The organism is Lactobacillus rizhaonensis, assembly GCF_036246345.1.
GTDB classification, from domain to species: Bacteria; Bacillota; Bacilli; order Lactobacillales; family Lactobacillaceae; genus Lactobacillus; species Lactobacillus rizhaonensis.
The window spans coordinates 154,287-168,521 of record NZ_BTTV01000004.1; the positions used below are offsets into that span (position 1 = coordinate 154,287).

General features: G+C 34.4%; 13 protein-coding genes. 2 read left to right on the forward strand and 11 right to left on the reverse strand.

Features of this window, described 5'->3' with window-relative positions; all coding sequences use genetic code 11:
- Positions 1–436: 436 nt before the first annotated feature.
- The 3 genes from AAA915_RS06625 to AAA915_RS06635 form a co-directional block, all read right to left on the reverse strand.
- Positions 437–814, reverse strand: a complete 378-nt coding sequence (locus tag AAA915_RS06625) for a type II toxin-antitoxin system YafQ family toxin (protein WP_338200514.1) — start codon at positions 812–814, stop codon at positions 437–439.
- An 18-nt stretch (positions 815–832) separates the two neighbouring features.
- Complete coding sequence (locus AAA915_RS06630) at positions 833–1,099, reverse strand: type II toxin-antitoxin system RelB/DinJ family antitoxin (protein WP_338200515.1); 267 nt, start codon at positions 1,097–1,099, stop codon at positions 833–835.
- Between the two features lie 228 nt (positions 1,100–1,327).
- Positions 1,328–2,914 carry an ATP-binding cassette domain-containing protein gene (locus AAA915_RS06635; protein WP_338200517.1) on the reverse strand — a complete coding sequence of 529 codons (1,587 nt, stop codon included), beginning with the start codon at positions 2,912–2,914 and terminating at the stop codon, positions 1,328–1,330.
- A gap of 640 nt (positions 2,915–3,554) precedes the next feature.
- On the opposite strand from AAA915_RS06635, the gene lepB reads away from it, so the two are divergent.
- Complete coding sequence (gene lepB / locus AAA915_RS06640; protein ID WP_338200519.1) at positions 3,555–4,211, forward strand: signal peptidase I; 657 nt, start codon at positions 3,555–3,557, stop codon at positions 4,209–4,211.
- Between the two features lie 407 nt (positions 4,212–4,618).
- Here the strand turns inward: lepB and AAA915_RS06645 are convergent, their stop codons facing one another.
- The 5 genes from AAA915_RS06645 to AAA915_RS06655 all read right to left on the reverse strand — a co-directional run bounded on the left by AAA915_RS06645 (position 4,619) and on the right by AAA915_RS06655 (position 9,240).
- Positions 4,619–5,101 carry a hypothetical protein gene (locus AAA915_RS06645; RefSeq protein ID WP_338200521.1) on the reverse strand — a complete coding sequence of 161 codons (483 nt, stop codon included), beginning with the start codon at positions 5,099–5,101 and terminating at the stop codon, positions 4,619–4,621.
- 576 nt (positions 5,102–5,677) lie between these two features.
- Positions 5,678–5,767 (reverse strand): putative holin-like toxin, encoded by a 90-nt coding sequence (locus AAA915_RS09240; RefSeq protein ID WP_081945396.1) that lies wholly within the window; start codon positions 5,765–5,767, stop codon positions 5,678–5,680.
- Between the two features lie 512 nt (positions 5,768–6,279).
- Entirely contained in the window at positions 6,280–6,369 is a 90-nt protein-coding gene (locus AAA915_RS09245; RefSeq protein ID WP_084619607.1) for a putative holin-like toxin, read from the reverse strand.
- Between the two features lie 604 nt (positions 6,370–6,973).
- Complete coding sequence (locus tag AAA915_RS06650) at positions 6,974–8,557, reverse strand: ATP-binding cassette domain-containing protein (protein ID WP_338200523.1); 1,584 nt, start codon at positions 8,555–8,557, stop codon at positions 6,974–6,976.
- A 458-nt stretch (positions 8,558–9,015) separates the two neighbouring features.
- Positions 9,016–9,240 carry a hypothetical protein gene (locus tag AAA915_RS06655; RefSeq protein WP_338200525.1) on the reverse strand — a complete coding sequence of 75 codons (225 nt, stop codon included), beginning with the start codon at positions 9,238–9,240 and terminating at the stop codon, positions 9,016–9,018.
- A gap of 311 nt (positions 9,241–9,551) precedes the next feature.
- On the opposite strand from AAA915_RS06655, the gene AAA915_RS06660 reads away from it, so the two are divergent.
- On the forward strand, positions 9,552–9,989 hold the full coding sequence (locus AAA915_RS06660) for a GNAT family N-acetyltransferase (protein ID WP_338200527.1): 438 nt from the start codon (positions 9,552–9,554) through the stop codon (positions 9,987–9,989).
- A gap of 185 nt (positions 9,990–10,174) precedes the next feature.
- On the opposite strand, the gene AAA915_RS06665 is transcribed toward AAA915_RS06660, so the two are convergent.
- The 3 genes from AAA915_RS06665 to nagA all read right to left on the reverse strand — a co-directional run bounded on the left by AAA915_RS06665 (position 10,175) and on the right by nagA (position 14,148).
- Positions 10,175–11,140 (reverse strand): AEC family transporter, encoded by a 966-nt coding sequence (locus AAA915_RS06665; protein WP_338200529.1) that lies wholly within the window; start codon positions 11,138–11,140, stop codon positions 10,175–10,177.
- Positions 11,141–12,790, reverse strand: coding sequence for a malolactic enzyme (locus AAA915_RS06670; protein ID WP_338200530.1), 1,650 nt, complete (start codon positions 12,788–12,790; stop codon positions 11,141–11,143).
- A gap of 203 nt (positions 12,791–12,993) precedes the next feature.
- Positions 12,994–14,148, reverse strand: coding sequence for an N-acetylglucosamine-6-phosphate deacetylase (gene nagA / locus AAA915_RS06675; protein WP_338200532.1), 1,155 nt, complete (start codon positions 14,146–14,148; stop codon positions 12,994–12,996).
- Positions 14,149–14,235: the final 87 nt, after the last annotated feature.

Genomic DNA, 14,235 nt, shown 5'->3' on the forward strand with positions numbered 1-14,235 from the left:
TTCAACATCAGTATTACAAAGCTTATTAAGCCTAACCAAAAAAGAAAGCGCGATTTTATTAGTTGCCACAAAAATAAAAATTGGTCCCAAAATAAATTTACAAGAGATGCTTTTGAGTCTACTGCCTTATAGTGCAACTTTTTTCTCCTTACTCGTTTACACACGCACTTCTTAAAAATGAAATAGCTTACACCAATACTACCACTTGTATAGGATTTAAAAAATACGATCAGTAGAATTAAAATATTAAATTCCTTTAGTTAAAGCAAAAATGCTCTAGGCGTTAATCAACTGATTAACTTTCTAGAGCATTTTAATAAAAAGGTTAGCTATTATTTTACTTCTTCTATTTCTTTTTAATTTTGGTTGTATATCATATTAAAATGAGTATTTTCTATTGGCTTGGAATAACTTTTTTCTAACTCTTATAGATACCTCATTTGAATAATTCACTATGCGTTCCTATACCAATTAAAAAAACTGTTTCTTGTGTAGGAGCATATACTAATAAATGGTCACCACTATGACCGTCAAAATGAAGTTCCAGAATAATTACTGTTGCTCTTTTATCGCTTAGTTGTTTTTTAATTTGTTTCTTTATATTGATTAAATTTTCCAAAGCATGCGGATGAAAATAATTAGGTATTTTATTATCTTCGATCAAACTTTGAATAATGAATTCCCAAGGGCTTCGTTCCTGATTATCAAGCTCTTGTGGAAGAGATCCATTAAATACAGAATGCCATTTCGGATCCTGCCTTCGCTTTTTTAACTGCTTTTTAAATATCTTAGTATATTTGATTGTTTTATCCATTTATCATATAAGATTCGACTATTCATTTGAATTGAGTAACTTTTCTAATTCTTTAAAATTATGAGCTTCTGGCAGCTTTTCTTTTCCAGATAAATCATCAAGCATTTCTTCTAACGAACTGCTTAATTCTTGGTTAGGTAAAGAATAATATTTTGGTAAACCCTGATTAGCCACAGTAGTTACCGTCATTCTAACAAATTCTGAAATTGTTAAACCATGGTTGGCAAGTACTGTTTTCGCTTTATTTTTGATAGCTGGATCAATTCTAGCTTCTATTCTAGCCATTTTTATCACCTCATTATCATTGTACGTCGAATGTCACACATGGTCAATTACATAATTTTTCTTGTCCCAGGTGAATTTATAATTTCCTTTATTGATCATTCTTTTCACAATGTTAAGTAGTTTAAAGCTTTGATAAACCCCGCTACTTTTAAATAGTGACTTAATTACTTTTCCATAACTAAATCATTAAATTAACAGTTAAAAACCGGCCTACTTTATCCCAGTACTTTAACTAATCAGGCTCAGCTTCTTATCTTCCAACTTGTAAGAACGCGTAAACTTACTTTGCAAGTCCTCTGGAATATGGTGATCAATTTCAACTACAGTCAAGTTGGAAGACAAAATCAATTCATGAATTTCATGTGCAGTTTGAGGATCAAGAGATGCGGTACCCTCATCAATCAGTAAAAAGTTGCGATTGTATAAAAAAGCACGAGCAATTTCTATTCGTTTCTTTTCTCCACCCGACAAGTTAGTTCCGTCTTCTTTAATTACGGCATCAAGACCAATCTTTTGCATTAATGGTGTTAAACCCGCTTTTTGAATAGCACGTTCAATCTCTTGGTCAGAAAAGTTGCGTCCCAAAGTCAAGTTAAAGCGCAGAGTGTCGTGAAAAATATTGGAATCCTGGTTGACTTCTCCAAAGTAGTCAGGCTGTGGGGTAATAGCTTTGCCATCTGGTTCAACGAGTTCAACGATTCCTTTATTTGGATGGATTATATTGGCCATTAATTTGAGCAGTGTACTCTTACCCTGCCCGCTACGACCAGTTAGCAGAATTTTATCGCCGCGATTAACTGTCAAGCTGGCATTTTGAATAATAGTCTTATTTTGATAGCCAAAACTCACATCATTGAGCTGCAAGTCTTTGAAGTCTATTGTGGTCATTTCGTCACTGAGAGCGGACTGTGGTAATTCCTTGATATTAGCCAGTTTTGTTAACAAGGGTTTGGCCGAGTTAATCGTTGTCATTGACTGGTTGATTGCCAAGATAGAATTCACAATCCAAGAACTGGAATACTGAACCATGATAAAGGAAGAAAGGGGCAAGCGCTTGTCTAACACAAATAAAATACCAATTCCAATGGGCAGAAATGATAAGGAATAAGCCAGAATCCCAGCCAGTAAATTGCTCATGGCAATCGTATTTTCCCGTTTCTGTTTGGCTGCAGCGGTTTCGGTAATTGCCTTCTTACCTTTCAGTAAAAAGAAAGGCATTGCATTATAATGTAGAATTAAGTCAATGTGCTTGAGGTAATCCGACATAAATCCCGTGTACTTACCAACACTAGCACTCCAGGCTCTAGAGCTCTCCATAACTCGTTTGGCCATAATTTCCGGAGCAATTGCCGAAATAACTGAAAAAAGCATGAAAACAAAAGTTAGGATGAAGTTTGCATTTATTGCCATAACTAAACAAAGTAGCAGGTTAACAACACAAGTAATTAGGTTAAATACTTCTTTAACGTAATTATTTTCTACCAACTCTAAATCGTTAGTGACAAATGACAGCTTATCAGAAACCGGTCCCTTCTGTTTAACGAAATCGGAAGATAACAGATCACTACGCACGTTCTTGTTGAAGAGGTAGATATTCCGATTTAGTGTTCGCTCGTAAAAGTAGCGGGCAACGGTTAATAAGAAAATAACTAGAACAATCAAACAGACTTCAAGAACTACTCGTCTTTTATCACCGGCTTCAACCATGGCAAAGATTTGCGAGTAAGACCACGTATTAAAAGGGGTATCCAGACCCACGATCAGGGTTAGCAAGAAGCATAGAATTATGCTTTTGTTATCAAAATATTTTTTCATAATTGATTTTACCTTTCATTAATATTTAACCTATCTTTGCTAAAACACCCTCGTTTCAGAGAAGCAATACGACTTCTTTTGTTCTAAAGCATTTTAATTATTATTCAATTTAACCATAATCTAGTTTTAAAATATATAAGTATTTACTAAGAGGTAGTTTTTTAAGACTAAGTGGTTATTGTTAGATACTAAAAATACTCCACAATAGTTAAGAAGTAATTTAACTATTATGGAGTATTTCATAAGCTATTTTTAGATGTACAAGATTATGACTGACAAGCTTGTTCACAGAAGTAGCCGCAGAAAAATTTTCTATCCACTGCGCCCAAATTATGCATTATAGATAAATTCAGTTTTTTATTGATTTTAATCAGCAAAATAAAAAATAGCTAATTTTATTGTTAAATAAGAGCATTAAAGGATAGAACTGGTTTGTTTGATCACTTATGCAAAAATAGTCTTTCTATTTCATGAAAAAGTAATATTAAAGATTCAGTGTGAATGACTATATAAAATTAGGAAAAGCTATTTCAATTAACATTACTTAAGCTAATAGTAATTGAAAAAATTTTTTGACTTTTTATTATTTATAAGTCTATAATTTTTACATTAATATTAATTTAAATAGTGAGACTGAATAATGAAAAACGATCAAAATAACGATACAAAAGAAAAATCAAAACAGATTTACGAATTTCTAAGATATGTAATAGTTTTTTTTGCTATTTTTGTTTTATGTAACTTTTTACTAACAAAATATTTAATAGTTAAGTGTTCTGTATCTGGAATCTCAATGCAACCCACTTTTGAAAATCAGGAAAAAGTTATAGCCGATCGAAATAGCGAATTGAAAAGAAACGAAGTTGTTATTTTAAAAGCTCCTGATGAACGCAATTCTTTTTATATCAAAAGAATTATTGGATTACCAGGTGACACTATAACTGCAAAAGATAATAAAATTTATGTTAACGGTAAAAAAATAAATCAGGATTTTTTAAAGCCCGGCTTTAAGCTTACAGATAATGAAGATGGCTTTTATGGTACGAAATATTCTTATACGGAAAATTTCTCAATTCGGTCTTTGGCTAAAACTAAAGAATACAAAAGTATCTATTCCTCTGCGCAACTGAAAAAAATGAAAAAAACTAATGAGGTTCCTAAAGGTTCATATTTCGTAATGGGTGACCATAGAAGTGTTTCAAAGGACAGTCGCTATATAGGAGCTATCCCCAGAAACAAAATACAAGGTGTAGTCAAGTATCGCTACTGGCCACTTAATAGAATTAGGGCATATTAAAAAAGCAAGTCTCAAAAGTTTAAATGAAGTGACTCCCAAATTTAGGACAAATTTGGGGTTATTTTTATGACTAAATTATCTAAACCAGATAAAATTAAAATTTCGGTGTTGTGAACTCTGGCAAATTTGTAAAGAGCTGAGAGGCGTTCATCTGATAAAGTCGTTTTGGTTGATTATCTTTTTCTGCCATAATTAACCCGTTCTATCACTAATTGTTAGCCAAAATTTATATTGGCTTTATTAGGCTTTATTAGTAGTAGATTGGTCTATCATTTTATTAATCTAATCATGGTTCATATTTTTAATTTGAGCAGTCGGTCAAATTGGTAATAAACTAAATTTTTAGCAATCTGGAAAAAAGCAGAACTTGTATCTTCTGCTTAAAGCTTTTCACAATTCAGTTTCGTCTACCAGCCATATACTGAATAGATAAAGAAAGTACCTGCAGTAAAACCAACTATAAAAGAAACGCGGCTAGTGACATATAATCGCCATACTAATTTTGCCCGTTTTGCATTATGAATATAGGAAGTACTTGTAAACTGCTTTCTTATTTTTTTAATTATATCTGCACTCATATATATTTCTGCTAATAAGGCGGCAATAAAAATCAAATTTCCTATACACAGAATAACAACATCTGATGTAAAACAAACCCAACTTAATCCTAGAGAAATAATTGCAATAAACGGGCAGATATTTATCATTATCAATTTTCTTTTAATTCCAGGCTGTGCTGAAAGCTCAACTGTAAACGCTGCGATTTCTTTTCGTAATTCCAGACTACGTTTATGCCAAGCTTTTGAGACGATATAAATCATATATAACAAACTTACAGCTCCAACAGGTATGAATATCATAACAATAGAATAGCAGATCATATTTTCCATAAAAAGCTCTCCCACTTATAGTTTTTTTAGAATGCGTCAATTACTCACATGTTTAACATAAATCCTGGATGTTTAATCGCTAAAAGTCAGTCCTATTTAGTCATTAATTTTAATAAAAAGAAATCAAAGTTTTAAGTCTTATGTGACTATATTTTTTATCACTTAGACTAACTTATTAAGAAATTCATGTCCTTAATTATAAGTTTAGCAGAAAGGTTCCCATGTATATATAATATTTGTAGAATTTTCATTGATTTTTTAAGATTTTATTGTTCTTTATGTGATTCTGATTTTTTATTGAACTACTATTTATAGCCACAAAGAAGTGGTTATTTAGATTTTTTATGAAAACTCACCTGATTTTCTTTATAAGATACTTTATTAATTAAGATTCCACTCATTACTCAGCTCATTGTGCAAAATTAATTCAGTCATGATATAATATAATTGTAAAGAAAAGAGGCCTTGCGCTAACAAGACCTCTTTGAAAACAAGCAGCCGCTCTAAAGGCGGTTAGCTGTCTAGGTAATAGAAGACTATCCCTAACTTGCTAAAGTATGATTGGGACGGTCTTTTTTATTTCTTGTGATTGTTGATATAATCCAACAACACAATAATAAACGTGGCGAATGCCAACATTATTTGTAATGCCTGGTAAACGCTCATTGACTGCTTCTCTTTCTAGTTCTGCTAGTCACAATCATTACTCAGTTCACCGTGCTAAATTAATTCAGTCATGATATAATCATTAAGAAAAGAGGCCCTGCGCTAACAAGACCTCTTTTAAAACAAGCAGCCGCTCTAAAGGCGGTTAGCTGTGTGAGAGATAGAAGACTATCCCCAACTTGCTAAAGTATTATTGGGACGGTCTTTTTTATTTCTTGTGATTATTGATATAATCCAACAACACAATAATAAACGTGGCGAATGGCCAACATTATTTGTAATGCCTGGTAAACGCTCATTAACTGTTTCTCTTTCTAGCTATGCTAGTCGCAATCATTACTCAGTTCACCGTGCTAAATTAATTCAGTCATGATATAATGTAATTGTAAAGAAAAGAGGCCTTGCGCCAACAAGACCCCTTTGAAAACAAGCAGCCGCTCTAAAGGCGGTTAGCTGAGTAGGAATATAGAAGACTATCCCAACTTGCTAAAGTATTATTAGGACGGTCTTTTTTATTTCTTGTGATTATTGATATAATTCAATAACACAATAATAAACGTAGCGAACGCCAACATTATTTGTAATGCCTGGTAAACGCTCATTAACTGCTTCTCTTTCTAAAAGATTTCGTGCCATAGGCACCATCTCCTTTCCGGATCAACAGCCAACCGCCCTCAAAACAATTTGCTTGAATTCTAAATTAATTATAACAAATACTGTTTGCATATTGAATAACTATAAAGTATTATTGCCAAATCAATGGCTTATTTTGATTAACTTCCATATTACAGGGAAGTTATTTTTTATCTACCTTTAAATTTAAATAGTTCCAGCTTAGCTTTAATTCATTAGCTTAGCATTAACCTATGTGAAAGCCTATCAAATTTATTATTCTATGACATCAAGGTAAATTATTTTTTTAGGTGATTATATGAGATTAAAGAAAAAATTCGTTTTCAGTTCCATAATATGCATTCTTCCTATTAGTTATACTTTACCGGCAGTATTTCTATAGCACTTTTGTCTACAATAAGAAAAATTGAGAAGTGTTGGTATTGTATTACAAGGAGCAAGAGGAATATTTCCACCCTTTTTTATGCAATAAAAAACCTGTTAACAGCTTATTACACGGATAGGTCATCAACAGGATAAATTATAGATTTCTTTTATTTTTTCTCTAGATTCTTGCTTCACGATAACTTGAAATTAAGATTGCTTTGCCAAGTCAACTATTTGGTCAAACATTTCCTTTTCGTTTGATGAAATGTGGTGAGCAACTTCGATCACAGTTCCTTTAAACTCACTTAGAATTGTTTGGTGTATTTGCAAAGATAAGTTCTGATCAAGAGACGAAGTTGCTTCATCAGCTAATAATATTGGTCTTTTTGATACTAATGCTCGTGCAATTTCAACTCGTTGATTTTGACCACCAGATAAATTACTACCACCCTTCCCAAGCTGATAGTCTAAGCCCTTTTCGTTTACGAGATCAGTTAAGCCGGCTTGTTCAACAGCATAATTTAAGTCTTCTTCAGACACATGGCGGCCTAAAGTAATATTGTATTTTAAAGTATCATCTAAAATAAAAGGCTTTTGCTGAATAAAAGAGAAGTACTCGTGTAATTTTCCCCAATCACCATTTACTTCAGAATGATTAACTTCATAGGATCCAGAATCAAGTTGTTGAATACCAATTAAAACATTCAGTAAAGTTGATTTCCCCCAACCTGATGGAGCTTGCAGGAGAACTTTTTCACCGGAATCAATTTTTAGGTTAACATTGGCAAAAATTTTCTGTTTACCCTGGCTAACTCCAGCATTAATCAATTGTAATGATTGGAACGTATCTGGAGCAGTTGCAGTTTTACTGCCCTGCGGTTTTATCAACAAGTCGATTTTTTTGATTTTTTGCAAAATCGGCTTTGCCGTTTTAATATCGTTAACTGAGCCAAAAATACCAACTACAGGATTAATAAAATTATTAGCCAGTTGTGCAATCATCATAAACGTGCCTAAAGTCAGCCGACCGCTAACAATGAAACTAATACCAATGGCAAAAGGAAGGAACATACTGAAAATATATGCTACTATCATAGTCATCTCATTAGACATACCTTTAGTCCAATTGGTTTTGAAAAGAGCCGTTTCCATTAGCTTCGCTGCTTTAATCAACCTGTTAACCATTGAATATTGAACATCATAGATGCTAGCCATTTCTGCTCCAGAATGAGTTTCAATAACGGTATTGGTATAGTTGCTATTGGATTTTTCCCACTTTTCAGAATTTTTTTCGATCTTAGGGCCAAAAACAGACTGAATAACGGCAGGAGTAAATGAAGCTATTAAAAATACCAGCGCAATAATCCAAGAACTAACAAATGCAGAGATTACAGCTGCCAAAAATTGAATTAAATCAGAAATAATTGAAAGCTCTGCCTCAATACTATTAGTTTCAATTTGCTTGAGGTCATTGGTCATAAATGAACTGTCAATTTCGTTATGGCCAGCATAGTTATTCACTAAATAATTAGCAGACGCACTTTTCAAGGCAAGATTAATTTCTTCGATAATTTTATAGTAGAAATACTGATATATGATGCCGACTATTCCAAATACCAATAGACCGCAAACAGCAAAAGTAGTCAGCTTGATCAAACTACCTTGGGGCTTCTGAGCAAAATCAATAAATTTTTGAAAAATGAAAGCGACAAAAACAACTTGAAGTGATTTTAAAAGAGCAAAAAAGACATACAAGGCGAGTTTCCACGGGTTTGAATATTTTATAATCATTGTTTTTCCTTTCAATAATGTTTGAATGACATCTTGTCCATTAAGTCCTTCATAATAGTGGTATTTATAGCTTTTATTAAATTTAGAAACAAAATAAATGAGCTTTTACCCAGTTTAAGCGTTAGAAGGCGTTATTTTTAAATTAATAAAATATAAAATTTTTATAATCAACATAATAATGTTTTAATATATTTTTGTCAATAAAATTATGGTGTTTTCCTGTAAATTCAGGCTTGAAGATATACTTCACGCCATTAGAATTGTTACGCAATACGATAACTTTAAAAATGATGTTTAAGAACAGCTGCCGTTAATGTAAACTCTCATTGCTATTCAAAGAAAGTTCGCAAGCAAAAATTAATTTAGGAAGTTCAGTCAAAACAGACTAAATAATAGTAAAATAACTTAGCCAAATAAAAATGACAGTCTAAAAAGGTTGTCAATTTTATATTGATTTTTTAGCTTAATTTAATTTTAAGGGCTTCAGTTAATAGTTTTGAAAAGTTAATACCTGCCTTTTCACCCGCAATAGCTAAATCTCTAGGTATAGAAGTATTTTTCATAATAGTAGCTGGCTTAGTAATCTCGTTAGCTTCTTTCATATCAGCTAAAATATAAGTAACAACTTCACCAGGGTTATCTTTTCTAATTTTTTCAATAGGGCTGCTAAACCTTCTTACCACTGGCCAAAGCTTTAAGCCTTTACCCTCACCTATAGCTCCTGGAAATGTTACCGTGTAAAAGCCTTTTTCATTTTCGGAACCATCTAATACAGCTAGATAAGAATAATATCTGTCTTGATAGTATTTTGTTTCCCTCTTTAAAAACTAAAATACATTTTTGACAATAGTAAAATACGGTTTTACTACCACTATACTAAGCCAATCCAAGTTTAAAATGAGCGCATTTTTACTATGTAAATAAATCTTTTTAATCAATATTGGGAGCGCTAAAATAGCTTTATCACGTAAAAAAATATAAGAAAGGAATTTTTATGATTAGAAGATGCCAAGTAGCCGACAGTGCGGCCATTCAAAAAATCAATAAAACCGAACTAGGTTATGATTATTCTGTTGAAAAAACCACAGCCAATATTAAAAGATTACTAAATGATCCTAAACACCACTATCTTTGGGTTTTTGAAGACGAGAATACTAAAAAAGTAGAAGGCTATTTGCACGCAGAAATTTTTGAAGAAACTTATTTTGACCCTATGTTTAATGTTTTAGCTTTAGCCGTAGATTCTTCTGCTCAAAAGAAAGGAATCGGCAGCCAACTTATGCATACTTTAGAAAAGCAAACTAAAGCTTTGGGAATGAATGAAGTCAGGTTAAATTCTGGAGAATCACGTTTAGGTGCTCACAAATTTTATGAAAAACTGGGCTATACCAGCAATAAAATGCAAAAACGATTTGGTAAAACATTAAAATAATTTTAAGACTACTATGTATTCAAAAACCAATTTATTAAAGTGTGTCAGATATATTATTTCTATATAAACGTTATTTGCAGGATGTGGATCTAATCCAACAATGGTTATGTCTCCGACGCCCAATGCAAAAACCCGCCTTATTTATACGATAAAAGACGGGTTTTATATTGCAAAATTTTTATTAATTATATTAACATTTGAGTAATTTCCAAAACTAACGGAACAACAATTACGAATAAGACCGTTGAGGTGGTTACAACATTGGTAGCGTATTGCACATCCCCGTGTGATTCACCAACTAATATTGGCAAAACTGCCAAAGCCGGAGTAGCTGATTGCACAACTAAAGTCTGTTTAGCTAAACCAGTCAAAGCTGGCAACCAATTAGCACCAACAACGATTAAAATAATCATTAAAGCTGGCACTAAAATAAAGCGACCTAGTAATGCCCAAATAGTATCACGGTCAAGGTGGATTGATTTTAAGCCGGCATCTGCCAATATAATACCAATATAGATGAGCGACATTGGGGTGACGATACCACCGACCATGCTCAACACGGCTGTAATCCAGCCAGGAATTGGAACTTCAACCAGTAAGCAAATCAAAGCTATTAAAAATCCCACTAGTGGCGCTGGCAACAACTTTTTCCAGTTAAATTTTTGCTGCTTGTTCTTTTGTGCGGTCGGATCATCACTAGAAATGAAGAAGACACCAATTGCCCAAGTAGAAACAGTATTTAAAACATAATAAATTAAAAAGTATGGCATACTTTTTTGCCCAAATAAGGCGATATTTAATGGTAGGCCAATAAAAATAGTATTGGCGTTCGTAATGGCATTAATAAAAGTACCACGACGGCCCTTGCGAATTCGCAAAACCTTGCATAATAGCCAGGCAAACAAATAACTTAGGGCAAAGCAGATAATGGCATAGATTAAGCCACCTGTTAAACCGAACAATTTTTGTCGATTCAAATATTTTAAAACAGAAACAAAAATTGAAGCAGGCAGAGCAATATTCATAATCAAATAAGAAATATTGCCTTTAAACTGGTCACCCAGTTTGCCACTCGTGCGCAGCCAATAACCTAAGGCAATTACAAGTAACAGCTCAACTACACTGGTTAACGAAGTAATAAAGGCTTGCATTTATTTTTCCTTCCGTTCATCTGCATACTCTGGCGTCCAGCGAAGTGCTGCTACAGCTTTTTCACCATCTTGAAAATCGTTCTGGTTAAGATGGTCGGCAATGGCCTTGTTAGCCACGGCTTTCGCTACAGTTTGAGAAAAGACATTCAATTTTTCGACTGGTGGCAAAACTGCTGCACCTGGTTTACTGGAATCAACGATTCCGCCAAGTGAGTGGGCCGCCACGCTGATCATTTCATTGCTTAAAATCTTGGCATTAACTGCCAAGGCACCCAGACCAAGTCCAGGATAGACCAAGGCATTATTGGCCTGACCTATTTCATACTTGACGCCATTATATTCAACTGGATCAGCAGGAATACCAGTCGCTACCAAGGCTTTGCCTTTAGTCCAGTGAATTAAATCTTCTGCTTTTGCTTCAGCTAATTGAGTTGGGTTTGATAATGGGAAAATAATTGGCCTGTCGGTATGGGCAGCCATTTCCGTCACAATATCCTGGGTGAAAGCTCCTGAACGGGTTGAAGTTCCTACTAAAATGTCGGGGTGAACTGCCTGCACGACACTCTTTAAGTCTTTGAGCTGATCGGCGTTACTGAACTCAGAGCGTTTTCTTGCAAAAGGCTTCTGCGCTGGTGTTAAATCAGGTGTATCTTCAAAAAGCAATCCTTGTTTATCCACCAAGTAAAAGTGCTTGCGTGCTTCATCAGGCTGTAAACCTGCTTGCAACATCTCGGCGTAGACCTGTTCAATGATCCCAGTACCAGCAGTTCCGGCACCGAAGCAAACGTACTTTTGATCGGTTAACTTTTGTCCGCTAATCCTTAAGGCTCCCAAGATACCAGCCAAAACAATGACTCCAGTACCCTGAATATCATCATTAAAGGTTAGAATATGATCACGATAATGTTTTAAAATATTATCAGCATTATCCCGGCCAAAATCCTCAAAATGTAAATATAGTCCCGGAAACAGTTTTTCTACAGTTTGCACAAAGCGATCAACAAACTGATAATAAGGTTCCCCGTTCACGCGACGCTGATGATTGCCTAAATAAAGCGAGTCATTGAGTAATTTCTCATTATTAGTACCAACATCAAGAACTACAGGCAATACACACGCTGGATCGACACCAGCTGCAGCTGTATAAACCATTAATTTACCAACGGAAATGTCAACTCCTTGTGTGCCCCAGTCACCGATTCCTAATATTTCTTCACCATCGGTAACTACAATTAACTTAATATCACGGCCATCAGCCGCATTTTTTAATGTTTCTGCTATTTTATCCGGCTCATTAATTGATAGAAATGCGGCATATTGCGGATTAACAAACAAATGACTGTAGTTTTCAATAGTTTCTGCTATTGTCGGATCATACACAATTGGCATAAATTCAGTGACATGTTCACTAAAAATTTTAAAGAACAGCACGCGGTTAGTATTAAAAATCGTCATTAGAAAAATCCGTTTTTCTAGATTCGTTGATTTTTCCTGGTATTGTAAATAAACTTCTCGAGCTTGTTCTTCAAGAGTCTGCACCTTTGGCGGCAACATCCCTACTAAATGATATTGTTCTCGCTGCTCTTCTGTGAAAGCAGTCCCTTTATTCAAAAATGGGTCATTCAACCTATCTTGTCCTGTTTTAGCCATTTTCTCACTCTCCGTCTATTTAATTATTAATAGCACGTACTATATGCTTAGACTATATCCGGGGTGAAAAAAGTGCAATTAATTTAACTTATAGTAAAAGCGTATAGTGTATAATAAAGAGCTAAATATAGTTAATTATAACAAGCAAAAAGCCAATTCAACTTGATGAATTGGCTTTTTTGAAATTTAATCGAGCAATTATCTTATGCTTTGTAACGTGACTCACCATTTAAGTAAGTTTCACTTAAAGTCATATCTGGGTTTAATACTAAGAAATCAGCGTCCTTATCAGGAGCAATTGAACCGCATTTATCCAAAACATGAGCGCTCTTAGCCGGTACGTAAGAGGCCATCATGATTGCTTCTTCCGGCGTAGCAACATTCCAGTCAACAATGTTTTTAACGGCAGTCTTCAATTGTAAAATACTGCCGGCTAAATTATTGCCACCCTTTAAGCGAGCCATACCTTCCTTAACATAAACAGGCAACTCACCTAACATATAGTCACCATCAGGCATCATTCCGGCTTCCATACAATCTGTGATTAAGCAAATATGTTCGGCACCTTTAAGCTGAACTAATGCCCGTACCATTTCTTTTTGAACATGGTGACCGTCACAGATCAACTCATCTGTCACATTATGTAGCGCCATTGCCGCGTTAGAAATTGATGTATCGTGGTGTGACGGATCAGGCATCCCGTTAAAAGTATGAGTAAACATAGTGGCACCAGCTTCAACACCGGCTTTAGCTTCTGCAAAAGTAGCGCTTGAGTGTCCTAAAGCTACAACTACACCCTCTCTAACAGCTGCACGAATGAATTCTTTAGCACCTTTTCTTTCAGGAGCAAGAGAAATTTTATTTAAAAGTCCTTTTGATTCTTCACGCCATTGATTAAACTGGTTAATATCAGGGTCAATCAAGTATTTAGGATTTTCCGCACCAGCATGTTCAGCAGTAAAGTATGGCCCCTCAAAGTGAAGTCCCTGAATTTTGGCTCCAGTTTCTTCACCCTTATGGGCGCCAAACATCTGACAAATTTTGCTTAATGTATCAGCACCGGCAGTGTAAGTCGTTGGCAACCAGCTGGTAACACCTGAACGCAGAAAGCCTTCTGACAAGTGGTTAATTCCCGCCCAGTCACTTTTCATTACGTCTTCTTTTAGTGAACCGTGAACGTGAGTGTCAACAAGTCCCGGTGCTATCCACTTACCTTTATAATCGATAATTTTACCTTCCGGCTTTTGGTCTTCAGTATAATAAAAGCCGAATTTGCCATCATCTTGTACTTCTAAGTAACCACCTTGTTCAGTTACATTTTCAAGAAAGAATTTATCTGCATGAATATAATAAGTCATAATATTTTGGCCTTTCTTTTATAAAATAAACCTCTTACTTATAGTTTCATTTTAGCTTAATCAACTGGTCTTTACCAGTTCAATTTC